Source organism: Xanthomonas indica (genome assembly GCF_040529045.1).
Lineage (GTDB): Bacteria > Pseudomonadota > Gammaproteobacteria > Xanthomonadales > Xanthomonadaceae > Xanthomonas_A > Xanthomonas_A indica.
Map to the genome: position 1 here is coordinate 1,995,033 of NZ_CP131914.1, position 17,773 is coordinate 2,012,805.

General features: G+C 68.6%; 13 protein-coding genes and 1 tRNA gene. 8 read left to right on the forward strand and 6 right to left on the reverse strand.

The genetic code is table 11. The annotated features are described in order from the left end of the window. Window positions 1-83: 83 nt before the first annotated feature. The 5 genes from Q7W82_RS08750 (at window position 84) to cyoD (ending at window position 4,387) form a co-directional block, all read left to right on the forward strand. Window positions 84-159 (forward strand) — tRNA-Thr (locus tag Q7W82_RS08750). Window positions 160-474: 315 nt separating this feature from the next. Then, on the forward strand, window positions 475-1,416 hold the full coding sequence (cyoA, locus tag Q7W82_RS08755) for a ubiquinol oxidase subunit II (protein WP_242082211.1): 942 nt from the start codon (window positions 475-477) through the stop codon (window positions 1,414-1,416). Beyond that, window positions 1,416-3,416 carry a cytochrome o ubiquinol oxidase subunit I gene (gene cyoB, locus Q7W82_RS08760; RefSeq protein WP_160947650.1) on the forward strand — a complete coding sequence of 667 codons (2,001 nt, stop codon included), beginning with the start codon at window positions 1,416-1,418 and terminating at the stop codon, window positions 3,414-3,416. The genes cyoA and cyoB overlap by 1 nt, the downstream gene beginning before the upstream one ends. A gap of 3 nt (window positions 3,417-3,419) precedes the next feature. After that, the gene (gene cyoC, locus Q7W82_RS08765) at window positions 3,420-4,046 is read left to right on the forward strand and encodes a cytochrome o ubiquinol oxidase subunit III (RefSeq protein ID WP_242156489.1); all 627 of its coding nucleotides are present in this window, start codon (window positions 3,420-3,422) and stop codon (window positions 4,044-4,046) included. Beyond that, window positions 4,046-4,387: a cytochrome o ubiquinol oxidase subunit IV gene (gene cyoD / locus Q7W82_RS08770; protein WP_242156490.1), complete on the forward strand. Its 342-nt coding sequence runs from the start codon at window positions 4,046-4,048 to the stop codon at window positions 4,385-4,387. Before cyoC ends, cyoD begins: the two co-directional genes overlap by 1 nt. 212 nt (window positions 4,388-4,599) lie before the next feature. Here the strand turns inward: cyoD and Q7W82_RS08775 are convergent, their stop codons facing one another. Continuing rightward, window positions 4,600-5,238, reverse strand: coding sequence for a MarR family winged helix-turn-helix transcriptional regulator (locus tag Q7W82_RS08775; protein ID WP_242156491.1), 639 nt, complete (start codon window positions 5,236-5,238; stop codon window positions 4,600-4,602). On the opposite strand from Q7W82_RS08775, the gene Q7W82_RS08780 reads away from it, so the two are divergent. From Q7W82_RS08780 to radA, 3 genes are all read left to right on the forward strand, one after another. Next, window positions 5,204-5,950, forward strand: coding sequence for an SDR family NAD(P)-dependent oxidoreductase (locus Q7W82_RS08780; protein WP_242156492.1), 747 nt, complete (start codon window positions 5,204-5,206; stop codon window positions 5,948-5,950). The two genes, Q7W82_RS08775 and Q7W82_RS08780, sit on opposite strands and share 35 nt — an antisense overlap. Before the next feature lie 158 nt (window positions 5,951-6,108). After that, window positions 6,109-7,998, forward strand: a complete 1,890-nt coding sequence (locus tag Q7W82_RS08785) for a tetratricopeptide repeat protein (RefSeq protein ID WP_242156493.1) — start codon at window positions 6,109-6,111, stop codon at window positions 7,996-7,998. A gap of 309 nt (window positions 7,999-8,307) precedes the next feature. Next, window positions 8,308-9,693: a DNA repair protein RadA gene (gene radA / locus Q7W82_RS08790; protein ID WP_242082206.1), complete on the forward strand. Its 1,386-nt coding sequence runs from the start codon at window positions 8,308-8,310 to the stop codon at window positions 9,691-9,693. A 297-nt stretch (window positions 9,694-9,990) separates the two neighbouring features. Here radA and Q7W82_RS08795 read toward each other — a convergent pair whose 3' ends face one another. The 5 genes from Q7W82_RS08795 to Q7W82_RS08815 all read right to left on the reverse strand — a co-directional run bounded on the left by Q7W82_RS08795 (window position 9,991) and on the right by Q7W82_RS08815 (window position 17,554). After that, window positions 9,991-11,295: a jacalin-like lectin gene (locus Q7W82_RS08795; protein WP_242156494.1), complete on the reverse strand. Its 1,305-nt coding sequence runs from the start codon at window positions 11,293-11,295 to the stop codon at window positions 9,991-9,993. A gap of 109 nt (window positions 11,296-11,404) precedes the next feature. After that, on the reverse strand, window positions 11,405-12,706 hold the full coding sequence (locus Q7W82_RS08800; RefSeq protein WP_242156495.1) for a histidine-type phosphatase: 1,302 nt from the start codon (window positions 12,704-12,706) through the stop codon (window positions 11,405-11,407). A gap of 98 nt (window positions 12,707-12,804) precedes the next feature. Continuing rightward, entirely contained in the window at window positions 12,805-15,696 is a 2,892-nt protein-coding gene (locus tag Q7W82_RS08805) for a TonB-dependent receptor (protein ID WP_242156497.1), read from the reverse strand. A gap of 269 nt (window positions 15,697-15,965) precedes the next feature. Next, window positions 15,966-16,964 carry a FecR domain-containing protein gene (locus Q7W82_RS08810; protein WP_242156957.1) on the reverse strand — a complete coding sequence of 333 codons (999 nt, stop codon included), beginning with the start codon at window positions 16,962-16,964 and terminating at the stop codon, window positions 15,966-15,968. A 65-nt stretch (window positions 16,965-17,029) separates the two neighbouring features. Continuing rightward, window positions 17,030-17,554 (reverse strand): RNA polymerase sigma factor, encoded by a 525-nt coding sequence (locus Q7W82_RS08815; protein ID WP_242156498.1) that lies wholly within the window; start codon window positions 17,552-17,554, stop codon window positions 17,030-17,032. Window positions 17,555-17,773: the final 219 nt, after the last annotated feature.

Here is a 17,773-nt window from a genome sequence, read left to right on the forward strand (position 1 = left end):
TAACCCATCGATTGCGGCGCGCGCGCGAAGGCCCGGGCAGCGATTGACCCCGGCCTGGGCCGACGCCTAGAATTGCCAGTTCCGCCGGAATAGCTCAGTCGGTAGAGCGGCGCATTCGTAATGCGTAGGTCGCAGGTTCGACTCCTGTTTCCGGCACCAGTTGCACCCAGAAGGCAGCCGCAAGGCTGCCTTCCTGGTTTCTGCGAGGCCGCTTTCTGCGACGCAGGTCCGTGCGCACGGCAACCTGCGACGCCGTGTCGCAGCCGGGTGCGGCAATGTGTCGCACATAAAAACGCGGCCTGGCGCCCGCCTGGGCTTGTCAATGACTTCCGGAGTTGCCGCACGGCAGCATAAAATGCGTCGTTGATCGCGCATGCCGGCCCGGATGCCGCGGCGGATGCGGGACAGCCCTTGTGCGGCGCCCCGCCTCCCGCTCCCGCGCGGTTCGCATCCCCTACGCAATTGGATCGTTCGATGATTCCGTTGAAACAACTCCGGCGCTCGCTGCGCTCCGGTCTGTTGCTGCTGGCCGCGCTGCTGCTGGCTGGCTGCAACTCGGCCATCCTCAACCCCAAGGGTCAGATCGGCCACGACGAGAAGACGCTGCTGATCACCTCGGTGGTGCTGATGCTGCTGGTGGTGATCCCGGTCATCGTCATGACCCTGGCCTTCGCCTGGCGCTACCGCGCATCCAACACCAAGGCGCGCTACGAGCCGAACTGGTCGCACTCCACCGCGATCGAGGTGGTGGTGTGGTCGATCCCGTGCATGATCATCCTGGTCCTGGCGGTGCTGACCTGGCGCTCCTCGCATGCGCTGGATCCATACAAGCCGCTGGAGTCGGACGTCAAGCCGATCACCATCGAGGCGGTGGCGCTGGACTGGAAGTGGATGTTCATCTATCCGGAGCAGGGCATCGCCACGGTCAACGAGATCGCGTTCCCGGTCGACACGCCGCTGAACTTCAAGATCACCTCCGACACGGTGATGAACTCGTTCTTCATCCCGCACCTGGGCACGCAGATCTACGCGATGGCCGGCATGGAGACCAAGCTGCACCTGATCGCCAACGAGCCGGGCGAGATGTTCGGCCTGTCGGCGAACTACAGCGGCCACGGCTTCTCGAAGATGGGCTTCGCCGCGCACGCCACCGACCGCGCCGGCTTCGACGCGTGGGTGGCCAAGGTCAAGGCGTCGCAGAAGACGCTGAACCAGGCCGAGTTCCAGGTGCTGGCGGCCAACCGCAACGACAAGGCCGCCTACCCGGTGACGTACTACGCCTCGGTGCAGGACGGCCTGTTCAAGTCGTTGATCGACAAATACATGATGGGCAAGGGCCACAAGATGGAAGGCCACGACGCTCATCCGGCATCGGCTGCTGAGCCGGTCGCCATGTGCACTTCTGGAGACAAGTGATGCTAGGCAAACTCACGCTCGAGGCGGTTCCTTACCACGAGCCGATCATCATGGCGGCCCTCGGCGGCGCCGGCCTGCTCGGCCTGCTGGTGGTGGCCGCGGTCACCAAGTACAAGCTGTGGGGCTATCTCTGGAAGGAGTGGTTCACCTCGGTCGACCATAAGCGCATCGGTGTCATGTACATCGTGGTGGCGCTGGTCATGCTGCTGCGCGGCTTCGCCGACGCGGCGATGATGCGCACCCAGCAGGCGATCGCGCACGGCGGCAACGAAGGCATCTTCCCGCCGCACCACTACGATCAGATCTTCACCGCGCACGGCGTGATCATGATCTTCTTCATGGCCATGCCGTTCATGACCGGCCTGCTGAACCTGATCGTGCCGCTGCAGATCGGCGCGCGCGACGTGGCGTTCCCGTTCCTGAACTCGCTGAGCTTCTGGCTGTTCGTGGCCGGCGCGGCGCTGGTCAACATCTCCCTGGGCGTGGGCGAGTTCGCGCAGACCGGCTGGCTGGCGTACCCGCCGCTGTCCGGGCTGGAATACAGTCCAGGCGTCGGTGTCGACTACTACATCTGGGCGTTGCAGATCTCGGGCCTGGGCACATTGCTCACAGGCATCAACTTCTTCGTGACGATCATGCGCATGCGCGCGCCGGGCATGACCCTGATGCGCATGCCGATCTTCACCTGGACCGCGCTGATCACCAACATCCTGATCATCGCCGCGTTCCCGATCCTGACCGTGGCGCTGGCGCTGCTGGGTGCGGACCGCTACCTGGGCACGCACTTCTTCACTAATGACGGTGGCGGCAACGCCATGATGTACGTCAACCTGATCTGGATCTGGGGCCACCCGGAGGTCTACATCCTGATCCTGCCGGCGTTCGGCATCTTCTCCGAGCTGATCGCCACCTTCAGCCGCAAGCGCCTGTTCGGCTACACCTCGATGGTGTACGCGACCTCGTGCATCGGCGTGCTGTCGTTCATCGTGTGGCTGCACCACTTCTTCACCATGGGCTCGGGCGCCAACGTCAATGCCTTCTTCGGCATCACGACGATGATCATCTCGATCCCCACCGGCGTGAAGATCTTCAACTGGCTGTTCACCATGTTCCGCGGCCGCGTGCACATGACCGCACCGGTGCTGTGGACCATCGGCTTCATCATCACCTTCGTCATCGGCGGCATGACCGGCGTGATGCTGGCGATCCCGGCGGTGGACTTCGTGCTGCACAACAGCCTGTTCCTGATCGCGCACTTCCATAACGTGATCATCGGCGGCGTGGTGTTCGGCTACCTGGCGGGCCTGACCTACTGGTTCCCGAAGGCGTTCGGCTTCAAGCTCAACGAGAAGCTGGGCAAGGCCTCGTTCTGGTGCTGGATCATCGGCTTCTTCATCGCCTTCATGCCGCTGTACGTGCTCGGCTTCATGGGCATGACCCGGCGCATGAACAGCTACAACCATCCGGAGTGGGCGCCGTGGCTGATGGTGGCCGCGGCGGGTGCGGCGATCATCGGCACCGGCATCTTCCTGAACCTGGTGCAGATCGGCTACAGCATCTGGAAGCGCAAGGACAACCTGGACCTGACCGGCGACCCGTGGGACGGCCGGACCCTGGAGTGGGCGACCTCCTCGCCGCCGCCGTTCTACAACTTCGCGGTGCTGCCGCACATCGACGACCGCGACCAGTTCTGGGAAGACAAGCTCAAGGGCAAGGGCTGGACGCGCCCGGCCAAGTACGAACCGATCCACATGCCGCGCAACACGGCGGCGGGCTTCTGGATCGGCGCGTTCAGCATCGTCATGGGCTTTGCGCTGACCTGGCACATCTGGTGGATGGCGGTGATCGGCCTGGTCGGCATGATCGGCAGCTTCATCGCGCGCACCTTCGATGACGACATCGATTACTGGGTCCCGGCGGAGGAAGTGGAGCGCATCGAGAACGCGCGCTTCGCCCTGCTGGAACAGCAACACGCGGCCAACGCCGCAAAGGCGGTCTGAACCATGGCTTCCACGACGCTCGATCCCCACGCCGCCCACGCGGGCGGCCACGACCACGACCACGAACATCACGACGCGGGCGGCAACACCGTCTTCGGGTTCTGGGTCTACCTGATGAGCGACTGCCTCATCTTCGCCGGCCTGTTCGCCACCTATGCGGTGCTGGCCGGTGCGACGGTGGACGGCCCGACCGCCAAGGAACTGTTCGATCTGAAGTTCGTGCTGGTGGAAACCTTCCTGCTGCTGTTCAGCAGCCTGGGCTTCGGCCTGGCGATGATCTCGGCGAACAAGCGCAGCATGGGCGGCCTGTACGGCTGGCTGGCGGTCACCGCGGCGCTGGGCCTGGGCTTCCTGGGCATGGAACTCTACGAGTTCCACCACCTGATCGAAGAGGGCGCCGGCCCCGGCCGCAGCGCGTTCCTGTCGGCCTTCTTCACCCTGGTCGGCACCCACGGTCTGCACGTGGCCTCGGGCCTGCTGTGGATGACGGTGCTGGTGATCCAGATCGCCAGGAACGGCCTGACCCCGCGCAACATGACCCGCCTGGCGTGCCTGAGCCTGTTCTGGCACTTCCTGGACGTGATCTGGATCGGCGTGTTCACCATCGTCTACCTGCTGGGAGCGCTGTAATGGCCAACCATCATTCGTCCTCCGACGCGCACGCCGAGCACGGCCATAGCGGCGGCCTGAAGTCCTACCTGGTCGGCTTCGTGCTGGCGGTGATCCTGACCGTGATCCCGTTCGGCATGGTGATGAGCGGGGCCTTCCCGCGCGGCGTCACCGTCATCGTCATCGCGGTGCTGGCCGCGGTGCAGATGCTGGTGCACCTGATCTACTTCCTGCACATGGACCGTTCGGCCGAACAGCGCTCCAACGTGCACGTGGGCCTGTTCTCGCTGCTGATCATCGGCATCGTGGTGGTCGGCTCGCTGTGGGTGATGCACAACCTCAACGTCAACATGATGCATTGAGGGCGGCACCGCCGCAGGGTCGCGAAGGCCGCCTCCGGGCGGCCTTTTGCGTTCTACGGGCTGCAGCCCGGCAGCGCTGCAAGGGCAGCCCAAGCGCTCCGATATCGGCGTGGCGGGCCGGCACCTGCGGGAGCCGCGATCGGCATACCAAGGCGACGCGAGGCTGCATCGACGCCGTGCGCCCTGCGGAAACGAGGCGCGGCGCGCCGAGGTCAGTGCTGGTCTGCGCCGAGCGTCGCGGCGAGTTTCAGCAGTGTCTGCGCGTCTTCCGTGCTGAGGCGATCGAGCAGTCTCGTTCTGACCGAGGTGGCGTGGACCGAGCGTGCCGCCGCGATCTTGTCCTCGCCCAGGGCGGTGATGGCGACCGTCACCACGCGCGGCTCGCTGCCGTTGCGGCGGACCAGGCCGCGCGCCTGCATGCGCGTGAGCTGATGCGACAGCCGACTCTTGTGCCATCCCATGGAATCGGCGAGCGCCTGTTGGCGCAGTTCGCCCTTGCCCAGATCCACGAGCCGCGACAGCACGCCGAAGTCGCTGCCGGTCAGGCCGGCCCCGGCGGCCAGGTCCTTTTCGACGGCCGCCATCACCGTCTGGCCCATCTGCTTGAAGGCGTGCCAGATCGCCAGCTCGCGTGTGGAAAGTCGCGCGTGTTTCATGCCGTCACCATAGACCCCGCTGGTTGACATGACAACCCGATGGGCGTATTCCTGGGTTGACATGACAACTTGAGCGCGGCCATGGGCCGGCAGGCGATGCCTGCCGAGCGGCCCGTATTCGATGGAGGCGAGGACGATGTCCGCAACGACGTTTGCAGGTGTGGATGTATTGCTGACCGGCGGCAGCGACGGCATCGGGTTCGGCCTCGCGCGGCGCTTCCTGGCCGCAGGCGCAAACGTGCTGATCACCGGCCGGCATGCCGACAAGCTCGACCGTGCGGCCAAGGCCGCGCCCGGCCTGCAGACCCTGGTCAACGACATCGGGGTGGCCGAAGAGCGCGAGCGGCTGGCGCAGTACCTGCACGTGCGGCATCCCGGGCTGCGCGTGGTCGTCAACAACGCCGGCATCCAGCGACGCGTCGCGCTTGCCGACGACCAGGCGCCCTGGGCCGAATGCCAGCGCGAGATCGACATCCTGTTCGCTGCCGTCGTGCATCTGAACCATCTGCTGGTCCCGCTGTTGCGGCAGCATGGCGAGCCTGCGCTCATCGCCAATGTCTCCTCTGGCGGTGCCTTCGTTCCGCAGCCGTTCGCCCCGGTCTACAGCGCCTGCAAGGCCGCGCTCCACAGCTATACGGTCAACCTCCGCTTCGCGCTCTCCGCGACGCCGGTCAGGGTCGTGGAAATCATCCCACCCGCCGTCCGCACCGGCCTGGCAGGCCCTGGCATGGCCCATGGCGCGGACCTGGACGACTTCTGCGACGCCATCTTCGCCGGCCTCGCGGCGGGGCAGGCCGATGAGCTCGGCTTCGGAATGACCGATTCGGCGGAGTTTCGGCATCGTCTCGACGTGGAGCGTGCCGTGTTCGATGGGTTCTCCGGGCGCTTTCCCGTGCGCAGGTACTGAAGCGCGATCCGCTGCGTGTGCGGGGCTCGCGTCTCGTGGAGCGCGGTGCCAGGCGCGGCGATCGCCGCGGGCATGACCTATGGCATGGCACGTGGCGGCGGCGCGGGCATAGCATGGGGGTTTGCCTGTCCGCTGTCGTTCGCCCCCCTGGAGACCCCATGAGAAAGTCCACCGCCTGGATGGCGCCGTTGCTGCTGGCCGCCACTGTCGCGTTCCAGGCCTCGGCGCAGACCGCCCCGCCGCGCGACGTGCCGTTCGCCGGCACGCTGAAGATCGATGTCGACGCCACCGATCTGGCGCACCGCATCTTCCGTGTGCGCACCACCATCCCGGCCGCGCCGGGACCGATGACCCTGCTGTACCCGCAGTGGATCCCCGGCAACCATTCGCCGACCGGCCCGATCGACAAGCTGGCCGGGCTGGTGATCAAGGCCAACGGCAAGGTGCTGCCGTGGACGCGGGACCAGTACGACGTCTATGCGTTCAAGATCGACGTGCCCGCCGGCGTCAGCGAGATCGTCGCCGAGTACCAGTTCCTGTCCTCGCAGGGCGACGGCCAGGGCCGGGTGATGATGACCCCGGAGATGCTCAACCTGCAGTGGAACACCACCGCGCTGTATCCGGCCGGGGTGTACGCGCGCAACATCAAGGCGCAGGCCAGTGTGACCCTGCCGGCCGGCTGGGACTACGCCACGGCGCTGGAGACCGCGTCGCGGACCGGCGACACGGTGACCTTCAAGCCGATCGATTTCGACGACCTGGTCGACTCGCCGATGTTCGCCGGCAAGTACTACAAGCGCATCGTGCTGGATGACAAGGGCAATGCGCCGGTGGCGCTGAACGTGTTCGCCGACAAGCCCAAGTCGCTGGAGGCCAAGCCCGAGCAGGTCAAGGCGCACGTGGCCCTGGTGCAGCAGATGGACAAGCTGTACGGCGCGCGCCACTTCGACCACTACGAGTTCCTGCTGGCGCTGACCGACAAGCTCGGCGGCATCGGCCTGGAGCACCACCGCTCCAGCGAGAACAGCGGCCCGCTGGACTATTTCACCGAGTGGGACAAGAGCTGGGAGATGCGCGACCTGCTCGCGCACGAGTTCAACCACTCCTGGAACGGCAAGTACCGCCGCGGCGCCGACCTGGCCACGCCCAACTTCAACGTGCCGATGGGCGACAGCCTGCTGTGGCTGTACGAGGGCCAGACCCAGTTCTGGGGCGAGGTGATCGCCGCGCGCGCGGGGCTGTGGACCCAGGACCAGGCCCGCGACATGCTGGCCAACGTCGCCGCCACCTACCAGCGCGGCCGGCCCGGCCTGGCCTGGCGCGCGCTGCAGGACACCACCAACGACCCGACCATGTCGATGCGCCGGCCGCGCGCCTACCGCAGCTACCAGCTGAGCGAGGACTACTATTCCGGCGGGCAGATGGTCTGGCTGGAGGTCAACGCCAAGCTGCGCGAGCTCAGCGGCGGCAAGCGCTCGCTGGACGATTTCGCCAAGGCGTTCTTCGGCATGCACGACGGCGCCTGGGACGTGAACCCCTACACCTTCGACGACATCGTCGCCACGCTCGACGGCATCGCCAAGTACGACTGGGCGACCCTGCTGCGCAGCCGTCTCGATGAGCACGGTTCGCTGGTCGGCGGCATCGAGGCCAGCGGCTGGAAGCTGGTCTATACCGATCAGCCGAACGCGGCCAACAAGACCAGCGAGGCGCGCAACAAGAGCCTGGACCTGAGCTATTCGCTGGGCCTGAGCCTGGACCAGCAGGGCCAGGTGCAGTCCGTGCTGTGGGACAGCCCGGCGTTCAACGCCGGCCTCATCGCCGGCAACCGCGTCGTGGCGGTCGGTGGTCAGGAGTACAGCGCCGAGGCGCTCAAGGACGCGATCACCGCGGCCAAGGGCGGCAGCGCCCCGATCGAACTGCTGGTCAAGCGCGGCGACCGCTACGACACCTTGCGCATCGCCTACCACGGCGGCCTGCAATATCCGCACCTGGAGCGCATCGCCGGCACCCCGGATCGCCTGAGCGAGTTGTACAAGGCGCGTTGAGGCGGCGAAGTCCCCCCGCCCGGCGTCGTCATGCCGGGCGGCGGGGAGCTACGTCCGCGTCGCGCTGTGCGGCAAGTGATCGATCGCCGCCGCTGCGTTGAGGAGGCGTACGGTGCGTCTGTCGTAGGAGCGGCTTCAGCCGCGACGGGGCATTACCGGTAACGCCCGTTCGCGGCTGAAGCCGCTCCTACAAAAATGCGTGGTTTTTCGGTTCGCCGACGCCGTTGGACGAGCGTGGCGCACCTCCGTCGCGGACGCTGAGACCGCCAGCCACTATGCTGATGCATTGTCTGAGCGGACCAGAAGCAGATGGCGAAAGCGAAAACGGCCTATGTCTGCGGCGAGTGCGGCGCCGAATACACCAAATGGCAGGGCCAGTGCACCGAATGCGGCGCCTGGAACACGCTGAGCGAGATCGTGCTGGAGAGCGCGGCCACGGCCAAGGCGCCGGCCGCGGCGCGCCGCAGCGGCTGGGCCGGCAAGGCCGAGACGCCGAAGATCACCGCGCTCAAGGACGTGGAGCATCGCGACCAGGCGCGCGTGTCCACCGGCATCGGCGAGTTCGACCGGGTGCTCGGTGGCGGCCTGGTGGAAGGCGCGGTGGTGCTGATCGGCGGCGATCCCGGCATCGGCAAGTCCACGCTGTTGCTGCAGGCGCTGGCGAAGATGGCCGGCACCCTGCCGGTGCTGTACGTGACCGGCGAGGAATCGCTGGGCCAGGTCGCCGGGCGCGCGGTGCGCCTGGACCTGCCGCTGGACGGGCTCAATGCGCTGGCCGAGACCGGCATCGAGCACATCCTGCAGCACGCCAGCGCGGCGCGGCCCAAGCTGATCGTCGCCGACTCGGTGCAGACCCTGTGGACCGAGGCGCTGACCGCCGCGCCCGGTTCGGTCAGCCAGGTGCGCGAGAGCGCGGCGCGGCTGGTGCGCTATGCCAAGGAGACCGGCACCGCGGTGTTCCTGGTCGGCCACGTCACCAAGGAAGGCGGCATCGCCGGCCCGCGCGTGCTCGAGCACATGGTCGATGCGGTGCTGTACTTCGAGGGCGAGAGCGGCAGCCGCTTCCGCCTGCTGCGCGCGTTCAAGAACCGCTTCGGCGCGGTCAACGAACTGGGCGTGTTCGCGATGGGCGAGAAGGGGCTGAAGGAAGTCTCCAATCCGTCGGCGATCTTCCTCTCCGGCGGTAGCGCGCACCAGCCCGGCAGTTGCGTGATGGTCACCCGCGAGGGGACGCGGCCGCTGATGGTGGAAGTGCAGGCGCTCGTGGATGCCTCGCCGCTGTCCAATCCGCGGCGCGTGGCGGTGGGTCTGGAGCAGAACCGGCTGGCGATGCTGCTGGCGGTGCTGCACCGCCATGGCGGCATCGTGGTCGGCGACCAGGACGTGTTCGTCAACGTGGTCGGCGGCATCCGTGTGCAGGAGACCGCGGCCGATCTGCCGGTGCTGCTGGCGGTGCTGTCGTCGCTGCGCGACCGGCCACTGGCGGAGAAGACCATCGCCTTCGGCGAGGTCGGCCTGTCGGGCGAGATCCGTCCCGTGCCCAACGGCGAGGACCGGCTGCGCGAGGCCGCCACGCACGGCTTCAAGCGCGCCATCGTGCCCAAAGCCAATGCGCCCAAGACCGGCACGGTCAAGGGCATGGAAGTGATCGCGGTGGAACGCCTGGCGCAGGCGTTGGAAGCGGCGAGCGAATAAGCCGCGCCTCGGCGGTCGCGTCTTCGCCGTTCCTGCGGGCTGCGTCGCTGCGAAGCGCGATGCGGTGGTACGTGCGATGGCGCGGCTCAGGTCGCGCCGCCGTCGCATCGCGCGGCTGGCGTGGAGCGCTCCGCTCGCCGCGGCAGCATGCGATGCATCCATTCGCTGCACATCGATGCGTGCGATTGGCCATGGATCGCAGTCAGGCCATGATGCTTGCGCACAGCGAACGGCGCGCGTCGCCACGCGCGCCGTTGCCGTCACGGCGCCGCAGGCGCGATGGCGCCTGCGGGTCCGTCAATCCTTGCGGTACACCACGCCGAGCTTGTCGATCTCGTCGCCGTCGCGGCCGGTGAAGCCGGCGATGTGCCAGCCGCTGGGCGCGGTGAGCGTGTAGGTCTCGGTGGTCGGCGTGCCGGCGCTGAGGCTGCGGCCCTGGTTGGTGCGCAGGCTCAGCGAGAACAGCCGGGTGTGGCCGTTGTACTGGCCCACGCTCAGCGTGGCCGAGGTCAGCCGCTCGTTGGCAGCCAGACGCAGCGTGACCGGATCGCCGCCGCTGCCGCCGTGGGCCAGGGTGCTGCCGTTGTCCAGGCCCAGCGCGATGCCGTCCAGGCGCTCGGCACCACGCAGGGTCACGCTGGCGATGGTGCGCTGCTCGGCGCCCTTGGCGATGTCGTTGAACGGGGTGCCATGCGGGCCGCCGAACTGGTCGCTGGTGCGCACGGTGGTGCCGACTGCCCAGCCGAACTGCGCGGCCAGCGGGTAGTGGTCGGACAGCGGCTTGCCGTCGCTGTCGTAGAAGTTGCCGTCGTCGAGCTTGTAGCGGTTGGCGACCAGGGTCAGCTGCGGCGCGTCGCGGTACAGGATCTTGTCCACCACCTCGCAGTCGTTGGTCGGCGGGGTGCCGCACAGCAGCGGTGGGGCACCGGCGGCGGGGGCGCTGCCCTTGACCAGTTCCACCCAGGTATCGGTCAGGCCGTTGGCGGCGATCAGCGTGCGGATGTTGTCGTCGGCACGGGTGTAGCGGGTGTTGGAATCCATCATCACCAGCACCGCGTTGCCGGCCGACCAGGTCTGGATGAACTGCGAGAGCTGGCTGATGTTGGCGCGGCGTGCGGCCAGGTCGCCGCTCTCGGTGCCGGCGTTGGGATGCGCGTTGTACACGTCCAGCAGCACGCCGTCGTCCAGGCGCACGCGCATGTAGCTGAAGCCCTTGGGGGTGAGGCAGTCGGTGCCGTTGCACTTGTCCCACTTGACCCGGGTGAAGTCGTCGAAGCGGTAGTTGCTCAGCGTGTTGAGGCCGTCGCCGATCGCCGCGCCGCCGCTGGTGGGCGTGCGGTAGGGGTGCTTGTCGCCTGCGTACAACGTGGCGTGGTAGTTGAAATCTTCCTGCACGTTGATCAGGCCGTAGGGCGCCAGCTTCGGTGCGATCTGCGCCGTGTTGGCGGCCGGGTTGCTGCTGGAAATGCCCTGCGGCAGGCCGGCGACGTTGTAGGTGAGCACGTCGAGGACGCCGACGTCCGATTGCGCGTGGACCACGCCGGCGCAGGCCAGGCTCAATCCGATACCGTAGCTCACGAGGGTGCGTAGATGCTGGATCATGAATCGCCTCTTGCGGGTTGGGAGGAACAGCGGATGGCGCGAGCGCCAGGGGCGGTGCTGGAAGGCACCGATGCCGCCGCGCGACCGGCCGGGGCCGGCGCACGTGGCGTCATGGGGTCAGGAACCGCGGATCGAGCGCGGCCTCGACCGCGGCGGCGAAGGCCGGCAGCGGGCAGTCGTAGGCGGCGTCGGCGCGGCTGCACTGCGGGATGAATACGGGCGAGCTCAGCGGCGGCGCCTGCAGCGTCAACGCGCGGCGTTCGCGCAGCTGCGCCAGGCTCTGCGCGATGTAGCGCAGGCGGATCACCCGCTCGCCGTCGGCGCGGCGCCAGCGCTCGAATACCAGTGCGCCGCCGGGCACGGTCTGGTCCGGTTGGTAGCCGGGCAGTTGCCAGTGCAGGTCGAGCATGCCGGCCAGCAGGGTCAGGGTGCCGTCGTGGCCGGACAGCACCACCAGCCGCGCCGCGCCGCCGATCGGCGCGGCACGCGTGGCCTGGCCGCTGCCTTCCAGCAGCGTCGCCAGCAGTCGCGCCGCCAGCGGCGAGGCGGCCATGCGTGCCACCGCCGGCGCGCGCAGGCGCAGCGCGAACTCCGCCTGGTGCGGGGCGAAGGCGCGCAACAGGCTGGCTTCGTCCACGCCGCGCCAGCCGAGCGCGGCGAAGTCCTGGCCGTCGGCCCAGCCCATCAGCAGGCTTTCGCTGAGGCCGGAAGCGGCCGCGGCCGGGCCCTCGATGCCGGGGATCGCATCCTCGGCGTCGCCCAGTCGTGCCGGCACCGCATCCAGGCGCAGCTTGCCGCTGCCGGCGTCGGCCGGGCAGGGCCGTTGCGCGCACTGCAGCAGCAGTTGCTGCAGGCTGTCGATGGCATCGGCCTGGGCCGCATTCCAGGCCTGCGCATCGCCGCCGATGCGGCCGGCGATGGCCGCGCGCATCTGCGCCACCGCGGCGGGAGTGCGCAGGGCGGGCGCGCCGTCGAACAGCGGATCGGAGGTGCCGTCGGCGACGCTGTGTACCGGGTTGGCGCAGCCTGGGGTCAGCGTGCTGGCCAGCGCCTGCGCAGAGGCCACGGTGCGCTGGGTGCGGTTGGCCCAGTAGTACGCGGCCGCGCAGCCGTCGCCGGCGAACAGCCCCAGCGGCGCGTAGCGGGCGCGGTAATAAGCACCGAACAGCCGTTCCAGCGCCGCGCCGTTCGCGGTGAGATGCCCGGCTGGCACCGCGAAGCGCGGCCAGGGGCGCGCCGAGTAGCGCTCCAGTTGCTCGGTGCTGGACATCGCCGCGCGCACGCCGTGGCGCTTGAGGATGACGACTTTTTCCAGCGTTTCTGTCGTGGCCGGTTGCGCGCGTGCCGCGGCGCAGGCCAGCGGCGCGAGGGCGAACAGGGCGAGGGTGGCGAGGCGCGACAGCGGTGGCATCGGCAAGCTCCAGGCAGAGTCGGTGCGATGGCGGGCGCCCGCGGCCGCGCAGGCAACGGGCGCCGGGCGGCTGCCGCGCATGGCGGCAGCGCGGCGGATCAGAAGCGCGCGCGCACGCCCACCGACCAGGTGCGGCCGTAGTCGGTGTAGCCGCCGAACAGGCGGTCGCCGACGTACTGGCGCTGCACGGCACCGGTGAGATTGATCGCGTTGACGAACACCGACAGGGTGTCGTTGACCTTCCAGGCCACGTTGGCGTCGAGGCTGCCGAACTGGTCGCTGTTGAGCGTGGCGACGTTGGCGGTGCCGACCGCGTTGACGATGTCGTCGCTCCAGCTGTAGCTCACCCGCGCCATCAGCGGCCCCTTCTCGTAGAACAGCACCGCGTTGTAGGTGTTCTTGGCCACGCCTTCGAGGCTGTCGGTGAAGGTGCGGTTGCCGTCGCGGTAGGTGGCCTCGCTGTCGGTCCAGGTGTAGTTGAGCTGCATGCCCAGCCCGTCCAGCGGCGCCGGCAGGCCGGCGAAGACCTGCTGGTAGGCCACTTCCACGCCCTTGACGCTGGCCTGGCTGCCGTTGGTCTTGGACGAGAGCAGGTAGGTCTGGCCCTGGTACTGCAGGTTCGACAACTGGGTCTGGATGAAGCGCGAGATGTCCTTGTAGAACACGCCGCCGGTCAGCGCCGAGGTGCCGTCGATGTACCACTCGAAGGTCAGGTCGTACTGCCAGGCCTCGAACGGACGCAGCGACGGATTGCCGCCGCTGGCAGTGAGGATTTCGCCGCTGGAATTGAAGGTGAGCTTGGACGACAGGTCGGTGAGGTCGGGGCGGGTGATGACCTTGGCCGCGGAGCTGCGCAGCACCATGTCCTCGCGCACGTCCCAGGCGGCGTTGAACGAGGGCAGCGCGTTGCTGTAGCTGCGCGCGAAGTGCACCGGTTGCGCGCTGCCGTTGACATCGGCGTGGCCGTCGGTGGTCTGCTCGGTGCGCACCAGGCGCACGCCGAGGTTGCCGCGCAGTTCGCGGCCGGCCAGTTCGCTGCCGAAGTCGGCCATCGCGTAGGCCGAGCCGATCTTCTCCTTCACCTCGTAGGAGTTCTGCAGGTCGGCGCTGTTGGGCGTGTTGACCAGGTCGGCCGCGGTCGGCCAGGTGCCGAAGAAGGTCGATTCGATCGGCGCCAGCCACTGCCGCGGCAGGCTGCCGTTGGCGTCGGCGAGCATGTCGTCCACCGGCAGCGCGGTGAAGTTGCCGGCCGGGAAGCGCACGCCGGCGATGCTGGTCAGCAGCAGGTCGGCGCGATCGTAGGTGCGCGATCGCTGCCGGTACTTGGCGCCGAACTTGAGGTCGCGGAAGAAACCGTCGCCGAGCGCGCGCTTGGCGTCGAGCTGCAGCGCGTCCTCCTTGTCGCGCGCATCGATCTCGCGCCATTCCAGGCGGCGCCCGGCCACGCTGGCCGGGTTGGTCGGGTCGAAGCCGTTGGTGAAGCGCCAGTCGGGCACGTCGTCGCCATCGGCCTGTGGCATGTCCACGCGCATCGACAGGGTGGTGCCGCTGCGCAGGCGCGTACGCCGGATCGGATCGGAGTCGTAGCTGTGCGCCTGCGAGTGGAACGCCACCGCGCCCAGCGTCCACGCATCGCCGCTCCAGGTGCTGGACAGGCGCGCGCTGCGGTTGTCGTCGGTGATGCCGGAGGTCTCGCGCGAGATCTGCACCTGGCCGTTGCGGTAGTCGAAGCCGGCGATGCCGCCGTGCGCCACGCGCAGGTTGCTGAGCTTGGCCAGGCTGTCGAAGCCCACGCCCAGGCTGTATTCGTCGTAGTGCACGGTCTGCTTGGCGTACAGCAGGTCCAGGTTGGTTTCCCAGGCTGCGCTCGGCTTCCATTGCAGCGAAGCGGCGATGCCGGTGCGTTCGCGCTGCTCCAGTTCCAGCGTCGGGCGCAGGCCGGTGGGCACGTAGTGGGCGCCGGGCACGCCCGGCACGCCGTCGCGGTAGTAGTCCCAGCTCACCTCGTTGACCCGGTCCTGGCGCAGGCTGCGCTGCGCATAGGCGCCGGAGAGCAGCAGGCCGAAGGTGCCGTCGGCGTTGACCCAGTTGAACAGGCCGGACACGCGCGGATCGTTGGCGTGGGTGCGCTGCGCCTGGCTCGACTCCAGCGACACGTTGGTCAGGGGTTTGCCCAGTTCCAGCGGGCGAAACGTGCGTACGTTGACGATGCCGCCGATCGCGCCCTCGTCCAGGTCGGCGGTGGGACTCTTGATCACGTCCAGGCCGGCGACCAGTTCCGCCGGCAGCGTGTCGTAGCGGAACTGGCGGCCGGTCTGGCCGGAGGTGCGCACGTTCTCGTTGACCGCCATGGTCTGGCCGTTGAGCGTGGTCACCTGGAAGTTGGGCCCGAGGCCGCGCACGCGCACGTACACGCCTTCGCCGCGGTCGCGCACGATCGACACGCCGGGCACGCGCTGCAGCGCTTCGGCCACGTTCTGCGCCGGCAGCTTGCCGATGTCCTCGGCGGCGATCACGTCGACCACGCTGTCGGCGTAGCGCTTCTCGCGCAGCGCGGCGCTGAGGCTGCCGGCGTAGCTGCCGAGCACCTGGATGCCGTCCAGTTGCTTGACCGGCGCGTCCGCCGGCGTTGTCGGTGTCGGTGCGGCGGTCATGGTCGCCGGCACGGTGGCGGCAGCCTCGGCCGGCGCGTTCGCCGCCTCGATCGTCACCGTGGTCGGGGTCAGGAAGCGGTAGCGCAGGCCGGTACCGTCGAGCAGTTGCTGCAGGGCCTGTTCCGGCGCCGCGCCGGCGCGGCTGCCATGGGTCTGCGGATTGCCGGTGTTGCCGGCGGCATAGACGAACTGCAGGCCGGTTTGCCGCGACAGCGCGTTGAGCGCGCGCGCCAGCGGCTGCGCGGGAATCGCATCGACCGCGACGGGCGCGGTCTGCGCGCCGGCGGCGCCGGCATGCAGGGCGAGGGCGATGGAAAGGAACAGGGTGCGGCGCATCGTCGGGTCCTGTGAGAGCGGGGTGGTGGTGCGCGTGGCATCGCCATCGGGCGTTTGCCTGCGTTGTCCCCGGACTACGAGGCGCGACCGCGACGATCGGGCACCGTTTTTCGATGAATTTTCTGTGACACGTGCGGCGGGGGCTGGCGTCGCGCGCGCACGAAGACGCGCGTGCACGACGCGTGTGACGCGCTGATGGCACGCGACGGCGCGCCGATCATTCGGTCTGGACGATGCGTGCGTCGCGCAGCGCGCGACGTCCCTGCCCGCTACTGCGGGCGTACTGGCGTCGGCGCGCGGCTGCGCACGTGGATGCCGTCGGCGCTTGCGTGTACCTGCAATGTCGGCTGCGCATCCAGGAAGGCGCGCAACGCGGCGAGATCGTCGCCGCGCAGGTTGCCGGTCAGCCGCATCGCACCCGCGTCGGCGTCGTCGATCAGCAGGCGGGTGCGGTTGAGCCGGTTGAAGTCTTCGGCGACATTGGCCAGCGGTTCGTCGCGGAACACGATGCGGTGCTGCCACCAGGCATGCATGGCCGCGACGTCCTCGTTGCCGATTTCGACCCGCCCATCGGCGGTATCGATGCGCGCGCCCTGGCCGGCGCCGAGATCGGCCAGCATCGGCTGCTGCGGTTGGTCCTGGCGCCATACGTGCACGCGACCGGCCGACACCTCGATGCGGGCCTGATCCCGGTGCAGGGCGATGTCGAAGGTGGTGCCGATATCTTCCACGCGCAGGCCGCCGGCCTGCACCTGCAGTGGGCGGCGGTCGGCGGCGACCACGAAACTGGCCTGGCCCTGCAGCAACTGCAGCCTCCGGCTCCACGGCGTCAGCGTGGCGCGCACCTGGGTCTGCGCATTGAGCCGCACCACGCTGCCGTCGGCCAGTTGCACGCGGCGTTGTTCGCCGAGCGCGGTGCGGTAGGTCTGGGGGCGCGGCCAGGCCCAGCCGAGCAGCACCGCGACCGCGCAGACCGCGGCGGCCGCGGCCAGGCGCCAGCGTGGCGCGGCATGGAATCGCGCCGCGCGCGCTGGTGCTGTCGCGGTCGCACGCCGCGGCAAGGGCAGGGCGATCACGTTGTTGGCTGCGGCACCATCGGCGGCGGCGTCGCTGGCCAGCAAGGCATCCACGTCCAGGTCCATGCCGCGCAGCGCCTCGCCAAGGTCGCCGGCCACGCGCTGCATCGCCAGATACTCGCGCAGGTGCTGCGGCGAGGCGGTCAGCCAGTCCAGCAACTGCTGTTCCTGTTTCGCATCCAGCGGCTGCATGCGCTGCAATGCATGCCAGTGCGCGGCCTCGGCGATGGCGCTGCGCGACGAGAAGGCGCTGTCGTTCACCAGCGGTCTCCGCTGTCGGCCAACGCGCGTCGGCAGGCCGACAGGCCGCGCACCACGTGTTTCTTGACCATGTGCGGCGACACGCCCATGCGTTCGGCGATCTGCTTGTAGCTCAGTCCGTCGCGGTACTGCATTACCAGCACGGCGCGGGTGCGCGCGGGCAGGTCGGCGAGCAGGGCCTGCAGGTGCTGCTGGCGCTGCCGCCGGTGTGCGCTGTCTTCCACGTCGTCTCCCGCCGCCAGCAATTGCGAGAACTGCTCCATCTCGTCGATGCGCAGCGGCGCCTGGCGGCGACGCGCGGCCTGTTCGCGCGCCAGGTTCTGCGCGACGGTGTACAGATAGGCTTCGGGATTGGCGATGGCCTCGCCCTGCTGCCGATGCGCGCGCAACAGCCGCAGATAGGTCTCCTGCACCATGTCCTCGGCGTCTTCGCGTGCGCCGCGGCGCACGAAGAAGCCGCGCAGCACCGGGCCGTGTTCGGCGAACATGCGCGCCCATGCGCGTTTGGGGGGAGCCGCCACCGAGCCTGCCTTGTCCCTGGGGTGCGGGGCAGGCTAGAAGCTGCAGATGACGGTTCGGTGACGTGGGCTGCGATGCGTGGGGAAGAAGTCGGTGTTCGCCACTTCCTGTGGGAGTCGACTGTCATGCAGCCGAGATGCACGGAATGGTGTGCTTTCCGATGGCGCAATGCGTCGGGACTGAAGTCCCTCCCACAGTGCACACGGCGGGCTCGCCGCGAG